Consider the following 19,266-nt stretch of genomic DNA (forward strand, 5'->3'; position numbering starts at 1 on the left):
GGCGACATCAGAAGATGCCGCCTTTTGATCGATTAGTGGAAATCTGATCACGCTGCAGCATGCTGCGTCAGAACAGATTCCTGAATTTTTTTGAATGCGCGCGCCTCAAGCTGACGGACACGTTCGCGACTTACGCCAAAGCGTTCGCCAAGTTTTTCAAGCGTAATCGGATCATCACTCAGGAAACGGGCTTCGATAATCTCACGCTCACGCTCTGGCAACTCACCCATCGCGCTTTTCAGCATGTCGTTATGTAAAACACGTTCCTCTGCATCTGCAACGATGCTTTCCGGGCTTGGTGCATCTGACGACAGAGTATCAAGATACTCCATGCCTTCGTCTTTCGGCATTGGTGTGTTAAGCGAGAAATCACGCGCTGCAAGGCGACGGTTCATTTCAAGCGCTTCTTTACCGGTCACGCCAAGCTTCTCGGCAACGGCTTCTGCCTGTTCGGGTGACAGTTCGCCATTGTCATAGATGTTAAGCTGCTTTTTGGCTTTACGCAGGCTGAAAAACAGCTTTTTCTGCGCTGCCATGGTGCCAAGTTTCACCATCGACCAGCTGTGAAGGATATATTCGGTCACTGCCGCCTTGATCCACCACATTGCATAGGTCGACAGACGGAAACCACGTTCCGGATCGAATTTTTGAACAGCCCGCATCAAGCCGGTATTGCCCTCGGCCACCAGATCAGCCATTGGAAGGCCATAGCCCCGATAGCCGAACGCAATTTTTGCGACAAGACGCAAGTGACTTGTGACCAGCTTGTGAGCTGCATCCGTGTCATCATGCTCGTGATAGCGGCGTGCAAGCATATATTCTTCGTCTACGCTGAGCATCGGAAACTTCCAGACCTGTCTCAGGTAACCGGAGAAACCGTCGTCCTGCGGTACTGCAGGTAATTTAATCGTGCTCATATCATGTCCTCCAGAGAGGTTTACGCACCACGCCTGACAATTCTTCCTACGAATTCAAACAGACTTTAGATGACGCGCAAACACTGTCAGTTGTGACTTAAATCACGTGGACGACCGGCATTCATTTGGGGAAATGGTTTCGTCCGGTCGCAATTTCATCCCATAGGCCCTATGGGAGAGGACAGCAGACGCAAAGATAACGTATATTCATCGTGTCTCTTCCTTCCTCGAAGCAAATCGACAATTTACATGTCCGCCATTAGGCCGGAACATCATCCGGCGGTGCCATTGGGCCCCCACCCGCAAAAGTTAATATACCTAAATCCGACTAAATTCGTCAAGATAAACCTGACTGGATTTCAGCTATATTTAACTTTCAATATCAGTATTTTACATAATTTACCCGATAAACGCAGTCGGGAATTATTAATACCAATATCTTCACGCTAAAATCGATATACGGCAAAAAGAAGGCATACTGATTGTTTTTTGCAGCGTTTTAAGGCACCCCATAAAATGTGGTAATGGGACTGGTCGATACCCGCTCCTGTTGGGGCTGGTATGACACGACATTAACAATGCGTTTGAGCGAAAATGATTTATGTGACCAATGGACAGTTGCGATGTGCGATGCATAAACCTGCAGCCATAGGCCCCTGCCCTTGTGGAAAAGGCGAAAGTTTCGACAATTGCTGCGGGGCAATCCTGGCTGGAAAGCGAAAAGCCTCAACTGCCGAACAATTGATGCGTGCTCGTTACAGCGCATTTGTTTGCCGAGACGCGGATTACCTTCTGGCAACACTGGCTCCGGAAAAGGCATCAGGATTTGATCAGGATCAGATCAGGTCGGACAGATGCGAATGGACTGGACTGGAAATAATTGCGACGGATAAAGGCGGCATTCTTGATCAGAATGGTATTGTCGAATTCGTTGCCCGGTTTCGCGATAGGGGTACCGATCATGTCTTGCACGAAATATCCCGATTTGAACGCCGCAACGGGAACTGGCTTTATATAGATGGTAAATTTCCCGAACAACGAAACCTAAAAACTGTTCTTAACTCCGTCAACATTGGCCGCAATGATCCCTGCCCTTGTGGTTCGGGCAAGAAATATAAAAAGTGTTGCGGTTAAGGCGATGCCTGCTCTCCCGCAAACCCTACTTCAAGCGCCCAACGATGAAATGGCCGGATCAATTTTTGATGCGCATCATCATAGGCAAGCCAGATCAGTTCATGATCCGGTTCAACCGGCGGCCCAAGTCGTTCGGTGAACTCGCACAGGAAGAACACACCGCGCTTGAGCCGAAACCGGCCTTTGGTAAAATTGCTGACATATTGTGAAGCAATTCCAAGACGATTGCGAATATCTATCCTGTAACCGGATTCTTCATATGCTTCGCGATGCAAGGCATCACGCTCACTTTCGCCACGCTCGACCCCGCCCCCGATGAGAACAACGCCTTTGGGAGTGCGCGCAACCGCAACCTCACCGGCATCGTTGCGGATGACGGCATAGACACAGTCCTGCACGATGTAGTTTCTACCCATGTCCGGGTTACCAAAGATCGGTCCGACCAAATTTATATTCCCGGATTTGAATACCGCGCAAATGTTCAAACGAACACATTATATGTTTGAAGTTACAACAATTTCAAATTGCTCGCGCCTGATCAAGCAGCAATTGACAACGAACAGCATCCAGCCGTAATTCGCTTTGCCGGGCGGCGGCGAAGTGTCTTTTAAGGTCATCATTTGATACCGGCATTTCAAGACCGCCGAACTCGGATATCAGACGTTTGGCATGGTTTTCAGGGAATACCCGATCTTGAAACCTGCCCTTGGTCAGGAACCTCTCCGCTAACGCGAAATCGAGTTGCATATTGCGATACAGGATCGTCTGGTAATTCGCATGCGCTTCGAGCTTCCCGTCCGCCGAAACAAAGAAGATCGGGAACATAACGGCCAATTCAGGCAAAAGCCGGTTTGGATAGATATTACCCTTCCAGTATTTCTCAGCGAGCCCGGCATAGGTGTCATAGTCCGAGATCGAATAGAATCGGGCCTTGGCCAGCGGAAGGATTTCCACCTTTGGCTTGGTGATCGTCACTGTATCATTGGAAACATCGACGTAAAGATCGCCGAACTGGAAAGCATTCTGAAAATATTCGTGTCGAAGATTGCCCCAAACACGTTTGGCTATTCCACCATTCAGACAAAAATCTCGTAACGCGCCAATCCCCACGGTCTGTGGCGCCTGCAACTCATGCTCCAAAAGCTCTTTGACGCCTTTGGTGATTTCATAGCAGTATCCTTGGGGATATTCGCCTTTTTTCGGGTGCCGGGCCTGATCAAACTCACGATCAAACTGCAATCTCAGACGTAGCAAGTCGTCTTGCAATTTCCGGATGTGCGGCAACAGAAACTTCTTTGTCAGCTTCACCTGCTTGAAGTTCGTCGGCATTAGCTGTTCTTCTTCTGCCTGCTGCTTTATGAAATCAAGGGTCAACTTGCCATTCGATGTCATGGGAATGCTACTTTTCACAGATGCGAGGCTGGGAACCGAAAGATCGGCTGGGTGGCTTATTCAGATGCACTCTTCTGGCATGAACAAAAATGCCCCCGGAAAAGCAAGTTCCCGAGGGCATCAACAAGTCTTGCAACCAACCGCGTCTTAGAACGGAATTTCGTCATCAAGGTCCGGTGCTCCGGCAGGCGCAGAACCGCCGCCCGACGAGCTACCATTGCCCCAACCGGCATCCGATCCGCCGCCATAACCGCCACCATTGTCCGATCCATAGCTGCCGCCAGAGCTTGCGCCGCCACCACCCATGCCGCCGCCTTCGCCGCGGTTGTCGAGCATGGTCAGGTTCGAGTTGAATCCTTCAAGCACGATTTCAGTGGTGTAATTGTCCTTGCCGTCCTGCCCCTGCCATTTGCGGGTGCGAAGCTGGCCTTCGATATAAAGCTTGCTGCCTTTTTTCACAAAGCGTTCAACCACATCGGCCAAACCTTCGTTGAAAACGACGATGCGATGCCATTCGGTGCGCTCGCGACGCTCGCCCGACTGGCGGTCTCGCCACTGTTCCGAGGTCGCAATGCTGAAATTGGCAATCTTTTTGCCAGCCTGGGTGAAACGAATTTCAGGATCGCGGCCGAGGTTCCCGACGAGAATGACTTTATTGACACTGCCAGCCATGGGTTATCTTCCAAAGTTTGTGTTGTCCGCCGTTTCGTATGAACGAAACTGGTGAGTTATCATTGCGCAAAAATGCGCTGCATTAAAGTTTCAAGTGCGATGCGATCAGTATCGTCGAACGAACCAGCCTCGACACTATCGACGTCGAGCACCGCAATCAACTGTCCTTGCGCATTCAGCACCGGCACGACAATCTCGGAGTTCGACCGGCTGTCACAGGCGATATGCCCCGGAAAAGCGTGAACATCTTCAACAACCTGGGTTTTGAGCGTCGCAGCAGCTGTGCCGCAAACACCGCGACCAAACGGAATGCGCAGGCACCCCAAAGTCCCCTGATAAGGCCCGACGACCAGTTCATTTTCTTTCGCTGGATCAACGATATAAAAGCCAGTCCAGAAATAATAGTCGAACTTTTGTGCAAGAATACAGCTGATTGTCGCCATCAGCGCGGTGACGTTGGTTTCACCCTCGGTGATGCTGATCAGTTCTTTTTCAGCTTCCTGATAAAGAACCTGTTTCTGTTCGGCGTTCACATGATGCTCCTGCGTTGTATGGCCAAGGAACTACCTGCTTGGCTGTATCGAAACAAGGACAAAATTAACCCGGTTACGCATTCCCTCCGTCTAAAAAACAGCCCCGGCACGATAGACGCACCGGGGCCGCTGCAGACCGGCTTGCGACGAACCAGAGATCAAATCAAGATCAGAGACGCTTGCCACTGTCCCTGTCAAACAGATGCACCTGATCGGTTGTGGTCGAAAGTGCCAGTTCCTGTCCTTTGGCAAACTGATGCGTGCCCTGCATGCGCAACGTCACACTTTCATTCTTTTCACCGAATTCAAGATAGACCAGCGTTTCCGCACCAAGCGATTCAATCATTCGAACCCTGGCCTTCAATGCACCACTGCCATCGACAGTCAGGGTAAAGTGTTCTGGACGGACCCCGACCACCAGTTCTCGACCGGCCTCGATCTGATGATCAAGATCGATCTTGCTGCCATCGCCGATAACGACGTGGCTTTTGTCATCCGAAACCGTCCCGTTTAGGAAGTTCATTGACGGCGATCCGATGAAGCTTGCGACAAAGAGGCTGGCCGGTTTTTCATATATTTCAATCGGCGTGCCAATCTGTTCGGCAACGCCAGCATTCATGACAATCAGGCGATCTGCCAGTGTCATGGCTTCGACCTGATCATGCGTCACATAAACTGAAGTAATTCCAAGACGTTGCTGAAGGTTCTTGATCTCAAGCCTCATATCGACACGAAGCTTTGCATCAAGGTTCGACAGCGGCTCATCAAACAGAAAAACCTTTGGTTCGCGCACAATTGCACGCCCCATTGCCACACGCTGGCGCTGCCCGCCCGAAAGCTGCTGCGGTTTGCGTTCCAGATAATCGTCAAGCTGAAGAATCTTGGCGGCATCTCGAACGCGGGTGTCGATTTCCACCTTGCTGTATCCGCGATTTTTAAGACCATACGCCATGTTGGCATAGTTGGTCATATGCGGATAAAGCGCATAGTTCTGAAACACCATCGCGATGTCACGATCAGCCGGCGCAACATTGTTGACAACCCGGTCATCGATTTTGATCTCGCCACCTGTAATGCTTTCAAGGCCCGCGATCATTCGCAGAAGTGTTGATTTGCCACAGCCCGACGGGCCGACCAGAACGGTGAATTCCCCGTCACCAATATGAAGATCGATACCATGCAAAGCCTTGAAGCCATTGTCATAGGTTTTTTCAGCCCGATTAAGGGTAACAGTTGCCATTTTCGTATCCTGTATGCGGATCTGTGTATCTTTAAATCACTGATATCAAATGGTTGATCGAGCCTATTTTTCGGTTTCGACCAGACCTTTTACGAACATTCGCTGGAAAATCACCACCACCAGTACCGGCGGGATGGTTGCCATGATTGTCAGTGCAAATGCCTTGGGGAACTGCGGAATCTGGCCGCCTTCATAAAGCGAATTATAAACCTGCTTGATCCCGATCACGATGGTGTAAAGCTGATCATCAGTAGTCATCAGCAACGGCCAAAGATACTGGTTCCAGCCAACCACAAACATGATGATAAAGATCGCGGCAATCATGGTGACCGAAAGCGGCACCAGAATATCGATGAAGAAACGAAGCGGCCCTGCCCCATCCAGACGCGCGGCTTCCAAAAGCTCATCCGGAACAGATCTGAAAAACTGACGGAAGAAAAACGTACCCGTTGCCGACGCAATCAGCGGCAGGATCAAGCCGGTATAGGTATTGAGTAGCCCAAGGCTTGATACCACCTCGTAGGATGGCACAATTCGCACTTCAAGAGGCAGCAAAAGGGTCGAGAAAATGACCCAGAATATCGGCACCGCAAGCCGGAAGCGGAAATAGACGATCGCATATGCCGCCATCATTGAAATGATGACTTTGCCAATCGCAAAGCCAAGTCCAAGAACCATGCTATTAAACAGCATTTCAAGCGCAGTAACACGGCCTTTTGTTGCCGCCGTGTCAAACAAGATCGCGCCGTAATTTTCAAGGAAATGTCCGCCAAACCAGAACTGCAAGCCGTTCTGGAACAGAAATTCACGCGTATGGGTCGATGAAACGAACGCAATCCATACCGGCAGGATCATAAAGAGCGATCCAAGAATAAGGATCACATGATTGGTAATAGAACGCCATTTTGACTGATACATGACGCGTCCCCCCCTAATAATGCACTTTGCGTTCGATAAATCGGAACTGGAATACAGTCAGCACGCTGACCATGATCATCAGCAGCACGGATTGCGCCGAACTACCGCCCATATCCGCTCCAAGGAATCCGTCGACATAAACCTTGTAAACAAGGGTTGCTGTCGCACCCCCCGGTGATCCCTTGGTCGAAACATCGATGATCCCGAACGTTTCAAAGAACGCATAGGTCAGGTTGATCACCATCAGGAAGAATGTGGTTGGCGCCAGCAGCGGGAAGGTAATCGTCCAGAAACGACGTTCCGCACTTTTGCAATCCAGCGTAGCGGCTTCAGTTACCGATTTCGGAATTCCCTGCAAACCTGACAGGAAGAAAATGAAATTCACACTGACCTGTTTCCACACGGCAATCAGCGTCACGACAAATGCCGCATCATTCGCATTCTGGATGTGATTGAACTCAAACCCGAAGCTGTTGAACAGCTTGTATAGATCGCCCATCAACGGGTTGAACAACATATTGCCCAGCAAGCCAGCCACAGGCGGCGCAACGGCATATCCCCACATCAAAAGCGTTTTATATGATTTGGCTCCACGGATCACTTCATCGGCCCGAACGGCAAGAAACAGCGAAATCGCGATGGAAATGAATGCCACAAGGAAGGAAAAGACAGCTGTGAAAATGGCTGACTTCAGCCAGCTGCTGCTCGAAAGCACATCCTCAAAATTTCGGAACCAAACAAATTGCGAGGACATGCCAAAGGCGTCCTCAAGCAGGAAAGACTGGTAAACTGCCTGTGCGGCAGGCCACAGGAAAAATATCGCAATAATCAGAATTTGTGGTGCCACAAAAAAGTATGGCACCGGGCTGTGCCCGAATTGTACGCGTTTCATTGCTGACGCAACCCCAAGACCGGTCCAGGAATCGAAAAACAGGGCGGCCGGTAAAAGCCGCCCTGTCAGCGAGATAATGCTTAGTTCGAATAGGTATCGTGGAAGCGTTTCAGAAGCGCATTGCCTTCTTCCTCGATCGTAGCAAAAGCTTGATCGATGGTTGCTTCACCATTCATCATCTTGTCGACTTCGCGATAGATGACTTCACGGATCTGAACGTAGAAACCAAGGCGATAACCTTTGGTCCACTCTCCACCTTCTTCGGAAAGCTGCTGAATGCCGACTTCGGCGTCCGGGCTTTCGTTATAGTAGCCTTCTTTCTTGGCAAGTTCGTAGGCCGCGGTGGTGATCGGAACATAACCGGTTTCTTTGTGCCAGTAGAACTGGGTTTCCGGTTTGGTCAGGAACTCGAAGAATTTGGCAACGCCGGCATCTTCTTCTGCACTGTGGCCAGAGAATGCGAACAGCGAGGCACCACCGATGAAGGTCGATTTCGGCGCGTCACCAACGCCTTCCCAATATGGAAGGGTCGAAGTGCCAAATTCAAACTGTGCAGATTTTTTCAGACCACCGAACGAGCCGGAAGAACCGAGCCACATTGCGGCTTTCTGCTGCAGGAAGGCGTCCTGGTTGGCGCCCCATGCGCGGCCATAGTAACCGAAATAACCGGCATCTTTCCATTCTTTGACGTGCTTCCAGTGATCTTTCAGCGCGTCATTGTTGTATAGAAGTTCGACATCCGTGCTGTCATAACCATTGTTGGCGGTTGCCATCTGAAGGTTGTGACGCGACATGAAGTTTTCAAAGAAGATCCACGGGCTGTGTGACTCGGCAAGGCCTTCGAAACCGGCTTCTTTCAGCTTCGGTGCGATTTCTTCGAATTCCTGCCAGGTTTTCGGCACCTCAACACCGGCTTTGGCCAGCGCATCTTTGTTGAAATAAAGCAGCGGGGTCGAGCTGTTGAACGGCATGCCAATCATCTTGCCGTCGGAATCGGCATAGAAGTAGCGAACCCCCGGGATGTAATCATTGATGTCAAACTTGACACCATTTGACTGCATAAGGTCCTGAACCGGTTTAACAGCGCCTTTGGCGTTAATGATGGTTGCAGCACCGGCATCAAAGATCTGGATGATGTTCGGCTGGTTTTTCGCGCGGAAAGCAGCAATACCGGCCGTCATCGTGTCTTCGTAACCGCCCTTGTTCACAGCAACCAGTTGGTATTCGTCTTGGCTGGCGTTGAAGTCAGCAGTGATCTGATTGACGACATCGCCCAGTGCGCCGTCCATGGCATGCCACCAGGTGATCTCGGTCGCAGCATTCGCTGTGCCGCCCAGTGCGAACACAGCTGCTGCTGCCATCAGGGTTTTGCGAAACATGATCTTCTATCTCCCAAATAAAAACTCGTTCGCGCCAACCGCCTGTTGATCGGTCGACACAACGCATTCGTTTTCATTCGAGGGGGACGTTTCCTCAAGTGACAGTTTTCGGAAATTTACTTTTGATGCGCGAAATGACCTTAAAAACTGTCAGTTTTTGCTTTTTAGCGTGCATTCGACCCCTTCAAATGTTCATATGAACATCTCATAAATCGAACAGCTTGCAAAGGCTTTCAATCCTGATGAATGGCATAAATGTCTTTCACATGCGCACATTTAACATTTCCCCATATTTTTCGGCACTTTCAAAAATATTACAAAGTCATGCACTTGCAATAATGCATTGCAACAACTCCATTTGCATATGCAAAACGGGTACCCAAAGGATACCCGTTCAATGTTCATTTGCGAACATGGATCGCTGCATCTTGACGCTGTAATCTCAGGTGGAATTCCTGTCACGCTGAACAAAAACGGAAAGCAATGCCAAGCCGCCGGAAACCACCATAAGCAGCAGGGACAGCGCGTTCAGAACCGGTGTTGATCCCTGTTTGAGGCGGTCAAACATGGCAATGGTCAACGGCGCATCAGATCCGACTAGCATCAGTGTTGTGTTGAAATTTTCAAACGACATCAGGAATGCAACGATCCCCGCCCCGATCAATGCCGGTTTCAGGAATGGGATGGTAACCGTCCAAAGAGCTGCCTGTCGTGTGGCACCAAGATTAAGTGCGGCTTCTTCCAGGCTGATGTCAAATTTGCGAAGACGCGCAGAAATCACCAGCGTCGTTATCGTAGTGATAAAGGCAAATTGTCCGATAATCACCAGAAACAGCCCCGGTCGCAGGAAATCAAGATCCCATCCAATCGCTTCTTCAATTCCGTTTGCAATGGCATTGGAAAAGACCAGAATCGATATGCCCAATATGACCCCGGGAATAACCAAGGGCGACAACGCCACCACATAAAGCAGATTTTTGCCCGGAAACTGCGCACGTTCAAACAGGAACGCATTGCAGGTTCCGACAGTAACCGACAGCAAGGTCACCCAAAATGCGACAAAGGCTGAAACCCCAACGCTTTCCAGTAACTTGCCGTCATTGAATATTCCGATATACGGACCGTCGCTACCAAAGAACCATTTGAGAGTGCCTCCCCCCCATGGCATGGACGGGAACAGGCTATCATTGAAGGCAAACACACCAACAACAATCAACGGCGCACTAAGGTAGATGAAAAATAGAGCGATATACCCTGCGTAAATGCCTTTGTAAAAGCGCGGCTGCGGAATGCTCGGAATCACGGCGGTTTCCTCCCTCAGCTCACGGTTTCTGAGAGTGTCTGGCGGCTCAGCTTCAGACCGATCCAAACAATCATCGATGACAGAACCAGCAACAGGAACCCGAATGCCGATCCGGATTCCCAGTTAAACCGCGTGATGAACTGTGTATAGATTTGCTCGGTAAACCAAAGGCTATCCTTGCCGCCCAAAAGGTTCGGGGTCAGATAGTTACCAAGTGTCAGCATGAAAACAACGATGCAGCCTGACGCGATTCCGGGCATGGCATGCGGAATGACGATATCGCGTGTCACCGTGAATGCATTTCCGCCAAGGTCATAGCCTGCCTCAATCAAACTGTCGTCAAGGCTGTCAAGTACTGACACAAGAGGCACGACCATGAACAACATCGACGTGTATACAAGCCCCACCATGATGGTGGCATCATTATAAAGCATCTCAACAGGCCCATCGGCGATCCCGGCCCATTGCAGGAAATTGCTGATCACACCGCTTTCGCGCAGCAAAATCATCCAGCCAAACGTCCGCACCAGCTCTGATACCCAGAACGGGATCAGGCATAGCAGGAACAAAACATTCTTGCCTTTGCCTCGCATGACTTTGGCGATGTAATAGGAAACAGGGAAGCCGATCAAAAGCGTAAGTGCGGTCGCCATGATCGACATCACCGCCGTTCGAACATAGGTGTTCCAATAAAGCGGCTCGACAAAAAACTCGGTGTAATTGATCAGGCTGAATTCGTACTTGCCATATGAAATCCGTTCACGCAGCGACACAAGAAACAAGTCGACATGCGGCAGGATCACCAGCAAAAACAGCCAAAGCAACAAGGGCATGGCCAGCAATAGCGCGCCAAAGCGAACAGCCCCGCCAGTGCCCGAGGATGCAGGATTTGTCATGCTGTCGCCTCTTGATTTTGTGCTGCGACAAAGCATCGGGTCTGTTCAGCCCCCCAAGTCAAATTGACCAGATCACCGGATTTCAGATTGGCAAAAGCACCCGTTTGCGGCAACGCAACCGTCATTTCATGGCCGGTTGCCTTATCGCGGACCTGAACACTGCTGGCGGCACCATTAAACAGAACATTGTCAACTTTTGCGGCAATCGCATTGTCAGTCTTACCCTGCCCGTCAATCGCGATGGCTTCCGGACGGACAAAAACATCAACAAGTTGCCCTTCAGCCAGTGTTAGATGAGTCTTACGAGATGCCAGAACGACCCCACCGGTTGGTAGATTGATAACGATATGATCGTCATGCGTCATGCCAACCGTCCCCTTCCAGCGATTGCTTTCGCCAACAAATCCGGCAACGAAAGCCGTATGCGGGTTGTAATAAAGATCCTGCGGAGCCCCAACCTGCTCAAACCGGCCTGCATTCATGACGGCCACCTGATCGGACATTACCAAGGCTTCGGATTGGTCGTGCGTGATGTAAACAAAGGTCGTGCCGATCTCGTGCTGCAATTGCTTGAGCTCCACCTTCATATGCTCACGCAACTTGAGATCAAGAGCGCCGAGCGGCTCATCAAGCAGCAGCACCGCTGGTTCCAGCACAAGGCATCGTGCAATTGCGATACGCTGTTTCTGCCCTCCAGAAAGCTGACTGATCTGTTTGGGGCCGGAATCCGGCAACCCGACACGTGCCAGTGTATCACTGACCTTTTTCTCGATTGTAGCCCGATCAGCACCACGGCGTTTCAGTCCGTATGCCACGTTCTCCGAAACATTCATCATCGGAAACAGCGCCAGATGCTGAAATACCATATTCACCGGTCGACGGTTTGGCGGGACACCCAGCACCGATGATCCCTTGATAAGGATGTCGCCCGATGTCGGTGCCTGAAACCCAGCCAGCATGCGCAACAGCGTGGTTTTACCGCAACCACTTGGCCCCAGAATAGAAAAGAAGGACCCTTTGGGAATCGTAAGTGAAATCGAATCTACCGCGGTAAAAGCGTCAAACTTTTTGACCACGTCACGACATTCAAGGTCGAATTGATCTGCCATAGGAGCCTGCATGAAATGAATTACCGATGCCAGCTTGAACCCGGCTATCGCAGAAATGAAAAAATGCAATGTCCCCGGCAACATATGCCGGGGACATTATCATCCGATCCAAACAGGATCAGAGCAACTTGGCTTACGACTGTGCTGCTTTCACACGATCAAGCGTTTTGCCTTCAAGGGTTTCCAGACCAGCCGGAACCGTCGGATACCATTTAATGTTATCAAGGGCTTCGGCTGGGAAGCTTCCCTGGAACTGCGCCTTCAGCTTGTCATCCGCAAACTCGTCCGCACCTTTGGATGCGGTAAAGTTACCGGCACTTGCGGTGATTTTGGCAGCAATCTCAGGCTGCATGACGAAATTGATCCACTTGTAAGCAGCATCTTCGTTCTCGGATTTGCGCGGCAAGACGAAGGTATCGATCCAGCCCAATGCACCTGATGCAGGGGCAACAAACGTGATATCGGCGTTGTCGTTATTAAGCTTCCAGCCACCGGTGTCCCATGCCATCGCGGCAACCACTTCACCAGAACGTACCAGGTTCAGAAGCGCATCGCCCCCTTCCCAATAGGTTTTTACGTTCGGCTTGCACTCGACCAGTTTCTTTTCAACGGCATCAAGAATTTCCTGATACTTGGCTTCATCGCCATATGCCGCAAACGGGTCCATACCCATTGCAAAGGCAAATCCGATCAGGGTTGGCCGTTTCAAGCGATAGGAAACCTTGCCAGAAATATCTGCGTTGCAAAGATCGGTATAATCCTTGACGTCACCAGCTTTGGTCGTGTCAACGATCAGGCCGCTGGTCCCCCAGACATGTGGGACACCATAAACCTCGCCATCAAGCGTGGTATTTTTCTTGGTTGCTTCCAGCATCGACGGAATAAACTTCGCAGCATCAATCTTGGAAAGATCAATCGGCTTGTAAATGCCATATTCGAGCTGTGCACCAGAAATGCGGTCCTGGGACGGCTGGGCAAGGTCGAAACCGCCACCACCGGTAGCACGCAGTTTGGAAATCATGTCTTCGTTGTTCGAAAGCGTGACTTCAACGTCGATTCCGGTCTCTTTCTCAAACATCTCGACGACGTCATCCGGGGCATATCCACCCCAGGTCAGCAAACGAAGCTCTTCAGCCTGTGCGTTTGCACCAAGCATCGCCATTCCAGCAAGAGCAGTAAGCCCCAGCAAAGAACCGCGCAGTGCGCCATGCTTTTTCGACATTATTTTACCTCTCTGTTGACGTGACGGCACTTCCCCTGTCCGGCGTCAATGTATTCTGTGACATTGCTAACGTTCCGGGACTGCACCAGTATCGCAAGAAACTCTGTTGAAACGAAAGAAAAATCGATCATTTTGCGTTCTTTTGAACAATTCGTTTCAATTCTCGTCGTGAAACCGGACTTTCTGCAAGTTAAACTTCTGCAACAATTTTTCGGAACTTCGGGACCGAAACGCATCTGCTTGCAAATAAAAAAGGGGCAGCCAAACCGGCTACCCCTTCATGTCTAAATATCTGGAAGCTAAACTCTATTCGTCGGCACTATATTCCGGTGGGCATTCCAGCTTGGCATAAGCCTTGCCGTCGACGTCAAACAGATGGGATGCCCCGGATTCGGCTGCTGCACTAACAGTCTCGCCGATTTTAATACGGCTGTGGCCAGGGGCGCGAACCGTGAAGCGGTCGCCATTCGCGAGCTTGAGATACAAATAGGTAGAGTCGCCAAGTTTCTCGACAACGTCGACCTCGCCCGAGATCGACAAATCCCCCTGCTCGCCCGGTGACAGATGCTCGGGACGTACTCCCAGTTCGACATCCTTGCCAATATCATCGACCGGTACATCAAACGGCAGGACGGCCTTGGCGCCTCCTGGCACAGTGACGGTTACCTTACCCTGCGCTACCGCATCAACATGCACGGTTGTAAAATTCATCGCAGGTGATCCGATGAAACCGGCAACAAACCGGGTTTGCGGGTGATGATAAAGCTGCATCGGTGATCCGACCTGCTCGACATTGCCAGCATTCATCACAACGATCTTGTCGGCAAGCGTCATCGCTTCGACCTGATCATGTGTGACGTAGACAATCGTTGATTGTAATTCCTGATGCAGCTTGGCGATCTCGATACGGGTTTGAACGCGCAACGCCGCATCCAGGTTCGACAGTGGTTCATCAAACAGGAAAACTTTCGGCTGACGCACAATGGCGCGACCAATTGCGACACGCTGACGCTGCCCGCCCGACAATTCAGAAGGACGACGATCCAGCAGCTTGTCCAGTTGCAGAATGCGGGCGACTTCTCGCACCCGCTGGTCAATCGCGCTTTTGTCGTGATTAGCCAGTTTCAAGCCGAACGCTATATTTTTATAGACCGTCATATGCGGATAAAGCGCATAGGACTGGAACACCATCGCAATCCCGCGGTCGCGCGGGCTTTTGGTATTGACGATATCACCGTCGATCATCAGATCACCCGCCGTGATATCTTCCAGACCGGCAATAATGCGCAAAAGTGTCGATTTGCCGCAGCCGGACGGCCCAACAAATACGACGAACTCTCCGTCCTTCACATCCAGATCAATGCCATGCAGCACGTCAACAGCACCATAGCTTTTGCGGATCTGGTCCAGTTTCAAATCAGCCATTTAGGTAAGCTCCTGTCACACCAATACTCATTTCACCGCGCCAGATGTCAGGCCGCGAATGAGTTGTCGGGAGAAAATCAGATAAAGAATCAGTATCGGAATTATCGCGAGGCTCAACGACGCCAGAACCGCGTTCCAGTCGGTAACGTACTGTCCAATGAATTGCTGAATACCAAGCGTAATGGTCTGTTTGCCATCCCCCGGGGCAAGGATCAGCGGGAACCAAAGATCATTCCAGATCGGGATCATGGTAAACACGGCGACCGTTGCCACGGCCGGTCGGATCAGCGGCAGGATAACTGCAAAGAAAATCTTGAATTCACCGACCCCGTCGCAACGGGCGGCTTCTTTCAAGTCCTTGGGTATCTGATGCATGAATTCCGTCAGGATAAAGATCGCCAACGGCAATCCTTGCGCGACATAAACCAGCACAAGGGCCGTCAGCGTATTGATCAATCCCAACTCCACAATCAGGTTCAGGATTGAAACCGATCCCAGACGGATCGGAACCATGATGCCAACAGCCAGATACAGCGCAAGCCACGTATTGCCCGGAAACTTGTATTCCGAAAGCGCCCAGGCGGCCATCGATGCAAGCAGCAGAACAATAACGATGGTCACGACGGTTACGGTAAAGCTGTTAAAGAAAAACAGCTCGAAATTCGACTTGGCCAGGACTTTGGTAAAACCTTCAAGACTGAAGGTTTCCGCATTCGGCAACCCCATCGGGTCTTTGAAAATACCTTTGCGGGATTTGAATGCGTTGATGATCACGAGAAAGATCGGATACAGCGCCACCAACGTGTAGGTCAGCAGGATCGCATGCACAATCACGGCACGCGACATGTCTTCCCTGCGAATATTTTTATTCATCATCATCTGGCCGCCTCCTTACAACTGGTAGCGCGCCAGACGGCGCTGCACGGCGAACAGATAGAACAGAACACCAGCAAGAATGATCAGGAACATCAGTGACGCGACCGTCGCCCCCAGGCTTGGATCGCCAAGCTGCAACTGGTAGCCAAAGAATGTGCGATAGAACAGTGTGCCCATGATATCGGTCGAGAAATTCGGACCGGCCAACGCACCCTTTACGGCATAAATCAGGTCGAACGCATTGAAGTTACCCACAAATGTCAGGATCGACACCATCGCAACCGTCGGCAGAACCAGCGGCAGCTTGATATGCAGAAACACCTCGAAATGGGTCGCGCCATCGACAATCGCCGCATCGACCAGATCATCGGGGATAGCCAGAAGGGCCGCATAAATCAGCATCAGCGGGATGCCGACCCACTGCCAGACCGAGATAAAGGAAAGCGTGATCAGGGCCGAACCTTCTTTGCCAAGCCACGGACCAAACAGTGATTTCAGGCCGAAAATATCAAGGATATCGACGCCCACACCCCAGACAGGGCTCAGGATCAGTTGCCAGATGAAACCGACAATCACCACCGACAGCATGGTTGGCATGATCATCATCGTGCGATAGGTGTTGCGGAACCTCAGTTGCGGAAGGCTTAAAATACCCGCAAGCGCGATCCCGATCGGGTTCTGCACCAGCATGTGAACCGCAAAGAATTTCATGTTGTTCCAGAAGCTGTTCCAGAAGGTCGCCGACCAGTCCGGATCTCCCAGAATGGTTCGATAGTTATCGAAACCGACAAAGGCCATCTCCCCGCCTCTTGGCGTGGAATAAAAACTGAGACGTATGGAATCGATCAGCGGATAGATCATAAACAATGTGTAGATGATCGTCGCAGGTGCCAGAAAGGCAAACACAGGCAATTTTGCCTTGCGCCAATCGGTCATGGGCCCGGAATGCGCCATACCTTATCCTGTCTTTCTGAGATTAAGCGTACGGGGAACGCGCCCCCGGTCGAAAGCGTTCATCTAAGCGCCTGATTGCAGTCCTGTCCGCCGGATTTGTCAATCAGCGTGATCTGCGGAACTGCAGCATATTACTGCGGATACAAGGATGGCAGGCGCAAGAAGTCACCTGCCATCTGTATTCAGGCCTTACTGATGCGGCGCATACCACTTCGCAAGTCCGGATTCGGTAGCTTTGCCTGCCTCTTCCGGGGTAACGGTGCCGTTGATAACCTGTGCGGAAATGTTCCACAGTTCGTTTTCAAGGTTCGGCGTGCCGCGTGACAGAATCTGATACGAGTTACGAATGGTTGACTCGCATTTCTGACGCCAGCTGACGAACTCGTTGGCAACCGGATCGCTGATTTCGACCTTGTGGTTCGACAACGAGAAGAAGCCTGGCAGCGCGTTCGAATAAAGCGACGCGAATTCCGAACCGGTCATCCATTCGAGAAAGATCTTTGCTTCGGCGGCATTCGGCGATTTGGCATTCAGACCCAGCGCGATATCGGTATGGTCACTGATATAGCAGGTATCCGAACCCGCAGCCGGGGGCGGTGGGAATGCACCGAATTCAAAATCGGCCTGGCTGTTAAACAGGGAAATATCCCACGAACCGGCCGGATAAACTGCCGCGCGACCAAGCGAGAACAGGTTCTGCGCATCCGGATAGGAAATGGCTTCATAACCGTCCGGCAGATAGTTCGACCAGCTCGCCAATTCAGTAAAGGTATCAATATACGGCTTGTCGGTGAATTTCTGGCTACCATCGATCAGGGCTTTACGGCCCTCTTCGCCTTTCCAGTAATTCGGACCAATGTTCTGGAAGCCCATGGTGGCGGCTTCCCACTGATCAGCAGTACCCATTGCCATCGGGATATAGCTGCCTTCTTCCTTGATTTTATCAAGGGCGGCATAGAACTCTTCGCGGGTTTTCGGGACTTCAACACCGGCCGCCTCAAAGGCTTCCTTGTTATAGATGAAGCCATGAATAACCGATGCCATTGGCAGACAGAAGGTGGCGGAACCATCATCGGTCTGCCATGCGGATTTCGCAACGTCCGAGAAATTGTCCATCCCCTTGATATCATCAAGCGGTGCAAGATTTCCCTGCTTGTAAAGTTCAAGCGACGCATCGAACGGACGGCAGGTAATCAGATCGCCAGCAGTACCACCTGCGAATTTCGCATTGATCAGCGCGTTATAATCGGTCGGCGGGGTCGGCGAGAAAGTCACCTTGATTTCAGGATATTCCTTGTTAAAGGCCGGAATAATCTGATCATTCCAGATATCGATATCGTCGTTACGCCAGCTCTCGATCACGAGTTCGCCGGCAGATGCCATCAACGGAACCAAGGCGACACTTGCCGCCAGGGCCGCTGCCAGGCCTTTTGCAAACACTTTATTCGACATTTATGCCTCCTCTGATCAATGTCGGCGGACTGCTATCCCTGCAGATATCAGTCCTTATACTCAAGCGCTGCCCGGAGATTTCCGTTAAACATCGCAAGAATTTCTTTGGCTTTCGCGGTCTCGTGCCCTTTGGCAATCAGGACCGCGATGCGGATATCAAACTGTGCTTTTTCAAGGGCGCTTTCGGCATTCCGCGCATCGCAACCAGCAATATGCCCCGTAATGCGGATGGCGCGATCATGCAACTTGATGTTTTCGGCACGCATGCCGACCATCAGATTATCAAAAAGTCGCCCGAGCTTGCTCATGACAAGCGATGAAAGGATATTTATGGCAGCCTTCTGCGCGGTCCCTGCCCCCATCCGGGTTGAGCCAGCGATAACTTCGGGCGCGCTATCAAGAAAAATACCGCACTCTGCCGTCGTCAAAAGTTTGCCATCAGGGTTATTGCAAAGACCAACGGTGTAAGCACCGCGCTCGCGGGCCAGTTTAACGGCGCGCAATGTATAAGGCGTAGAGCCGCTAGCAGCGACGGCGATAACCGCGTCACCTTCACCTATGCGATGTCGGGTAATTTCGTCTTCTGCGGCTTTGGTATCGTCTTCAGCGGAATTGAATACACCCGGCTCGCTTTGCAAGCCGCCTGCCAACATGACAATGGTCATGTCTCCGGGCCAGCCAAACGTTCCGCCAAGTTCCTTGGCATCCTGCCAGGCCACCGTGCCGGAAGTTCCTGCACCAACATAAACGAGACGCCCGCCGCCGCCCAGGCGACGTGCTATCCCGTTTGCGGCTGTTGCCATATCCGACAGGACCGGCCCCAGCGATGCGACCGCGCGCATCTGGCCTTCCCACAAAGCCATAAGGAAATCGGCGTCGGACCACTGATCCAACCCGGCAAAGCGCATATCAAATTCTTCAGTGCGTGATGCCATTTTCCAATCTCCCTCCA

19 protein-coding genes are annotated in these 19,266 nt (G+C 51.3%); 1 reads left to right on the forward strand and 18 read right to left on the reverse strand.

Features of this window, described 5'->3' with window-relative positions:
* Positions 1-47 precede the first annotated feature (47 nt).
* Positions 48-917 carry an RNA polymerase sigma factor RpoH gene (gene rpoH / locus ABIE64_RS21980; protein WP_354378629.1) on the reverse strand — a complete coding sequence of 290 codons (870 nt, stop codon included), beginning with the start codon at positions 915-917 and terminating at the stop codon, positions 48-50.
* A gap of 594 nt (positions 918-1,511) precedes the next feature.
* Here rpoH and ABIE64_RS21985 point away from each other — a divergent pair.
* Positions 1,512-2,051, forward strand: a complete 540-nt coding sequence (locus ABIE64_RS21985) for a YchJ family protein (protein WP_233421868.1) — start codon at positions 1,512-1,514, stop codon at positions 2,049-2,051.
* Here ABIE64_RS21985 and ABIE64_RS21990 read toward each other — a convergent pair.
* From ABIE64_RS21990 to ABIE64_RS22070, 17 genes are all read right to left on the reverse strand, one after another.
* Positions 2,048-2,467: an NUDIX domain-containing protein gene (locus ABIE64_RS21990; protein ID WP_223305096.1), complete on the reverse strand. Its 420-nt coding sequence runs from the start codon at positions 2,465-2,467 to the stop codon at positions 2,048-2,050. The genes ABIE64_RS21985 and ABIE64_RS21990 overlap by 4 nt on opposite strands.
* Before the next feature lie 103 nt (positions 2,468-2,570).
* Positions 2,571-3,443 (reverse strand): hypothetical protein, encoded by an 873-nt coding sequence (locus ABIE64_RS21995; protein WP_071240041.1) that lies wholly within the window; start codon positions 3,441-3,443, stop codon positions 2,571-2,573.
* Positions 3,444-3,590: 147 nt separating this feature from the next.
* On the reverse strand, positions 3,591-4,115 hold the full coding sequence (gene ssb, locus ABIE64_RS22000; protein ID WP_007089593.1) for a single-stranded DNA-binding protein: 525 nt from the start codon (positions 4,113-4,115) through the stop codon (positions 3,591-3,593).
* Positions 4,116-4,174: 59 nt separating this feature from the next.
* The gene (gene msrC, locus ABIE64_RS22005; protein ID WP_007089594.1) at positions 4,175-4,648 is read right to left on the reverse strand and encodes a free L-methionine (R)-S-oxide reductase MsrC; all 474 of its coding nucleotides are present in this window, start codon (positions 4,646-4,648) and stop codon (positions 4,175-4,177) included.
* A 169-nt stretch (positions 4,649-4,817) separates the two neighbouring features.
* On the reverse strand, positions 4,818-5,888 hold the full coding sequence (locus ABIE64_RS22010) for a sn-glycerol-3-phosphate import ATP-binding protein UgpC (RefSeq protein ID WP_007089595.1): 1,071 nt from the start codon (positions 5,886-5,888) through the stop codon (positions 4,818-4,820).
* Positions 5,889-5,951: 63 nt separating this feature from the next.
* Positions 5,952-6,806, reverse strand: a complete 855-nt coding sequence (ugpE, locus tag ABIE64_RS22015) for a sn-glycerol-3-phosphate ABC transporter permease UgpE (RefSeq protein ID WP_007089596.1) — start codon at positions 6,804-6,806, stop codon at positions 5,952-5,954.
* 13 nt (positions 6,807-6,819) lie between these two features.
* Positions 6,820-7,698, reverse strand: a complete 879-nt coding sequence (locus tag ABIE64_RS22020; RefSeq protein WP_007089597.1) for an ABC transporter permease subunit — start codon at positions 7,696-7,698, stop codon at positions 6,820-6,822.
* Between the two features lie 80 nt (positions 7,699-7,778).
* A complete protein-coding gene (ugpB, locus tag ABIE64_RS22025; RefSeq protein ID WP_007089598.1) occupies positions 7,779-9,077 on the reverse strand; it encodes a sn-glycerol-3-phosphate ABC transporter substrate-binding protein UgpB in 1,299 nt (432 codons plus the stop codon).
* Between the two features lie 442 nt (positions 9,078-9,519).
* Complete coding sequence (locus ABIE64_RS22030) at positions 9,520-10,380, reverse strand: ABC transporter permease (RefSeq protein ID WP_354378630.1); 861 nt, start codon at positions 10,378-10,380, stop codon at positions 9,520-9,522.
* Positions 10,381-10,394: 14 nt separating this feature from the next.
* Positions 10,395-11,276 carry an ABC transporter permease gene (locus ABIE64_RS22035; RefSeq protein ID WP_354378631.1) on the reverse strand — a complete coding sequence of 294 codons (882 nt, stop codon included), beginning with the start codon at positions 11,274-11,276 and terminating at the stop codon, positions 10,395-10,397.
* Positions 11,273-12,385 carry an ABC transporter ATP-binding protein gene (locus tag ABIE64_RS22040; protein WP_354378632.1) on the reverse strand — a complete coding sequence of 371 codons (1,113 nt, stop codon included), beginning with the start codon at positions 12,383-12,385 and terminating at the stop codon, positions 11,273-11,275. The genes ABIE64_RS22035 and ABIE64_RS22040 overlap by 4 nt, the downstream gene beginning before the upstream one ends.
* A gap of 133 nt (positions 12,386-12,518) precedes the next feature.
* Complete coding sequence (locus ABIE64_RS22045) at positions 12,519-13,607, reverse strand: extracellular solute-binding protein (protein ID WP_007089602.1); 1,089 nt, start codon at positions 13,605-13,607, stop codon at positions 12,519-12,521.
* Between the two features lie 306 nt (positions 13,608-13,913).
* Positions 13,914-15,032: an ABC transporter ATP-binding protein gene (locus ABIE64_RS22050; RefSeq protein ID WP_354378633.1), complete on the reverse strand. Its 1,119-nt coding sequence runs from the start codon at positions 15,030-15,032 to the stop codon at positions 13,914-13,916.
* Between the two features lie 27 nt (positions 15,033-15,059).
* Positions 15,060-15,911 carry a carbohydrate ABC transporter permease gene (locus ABIE64_RS22055; protein WP_354378634.1) on the reverse strand — a complete coding sequence of 284 codons (852 nt, stop codon included), beginning with the start codon at positions 15,909-15,911 and terminating at the stop codon, positions 15,060-15,062.
* A 12-nt stretch (positions 15,912-15,923) separates the two neighbouring features.
* A complete protein-coding gene (locus tag ABIE64_RS22060) occupies positions 15,924-16,862 on the reverse strand; it encodes a carbohydrate ABC transporter permease (protein ID WP_354378635.1) in 939 nt (312 codons plus the stop codon).
* A gap of 189 nt (positions 16,863-17,051) precedes the next feature.
* The gene (locus ABIE64_RS22065) at positions 17,052-18,314 is read right to left on the reverse strand and encodes an ABC transporter substrate-binding protein (protein ID WP_354378636.1); all 1,263 of its coding nucleotides are present in this window, start codon (positions 18,312-18,314) and stop codon (positions 17,052-17,054) included.
* A 47-nt stretch (positions 18,315-18,361) separates the two neighbouring features.
* Entirely contained in the window at positions 18,362-19,249 is an 888-nt protein-coding gene (locus ABIE64_RS22070; protein WP_354378637.1) for an N-acetylmuramic acid 6-phosphate etherase, read from the reverse strand.
* Between the last annotated feature and the right edge of the window lie 17 nt (positions 19,250-19,266).

The sequence above is a fragment of the Thalassospira sp. MBR-102 genome, from assembly GCF_040549275.1.
In the GTDB taxonomy this organism is placed as follows: domain Bacteria; phylum Pseudomonadota; class Alphaproteobacteria; order Rhodospirillales; family Thalassospiraceae; genus Thalassospira; species Thalassospira xiamenensis.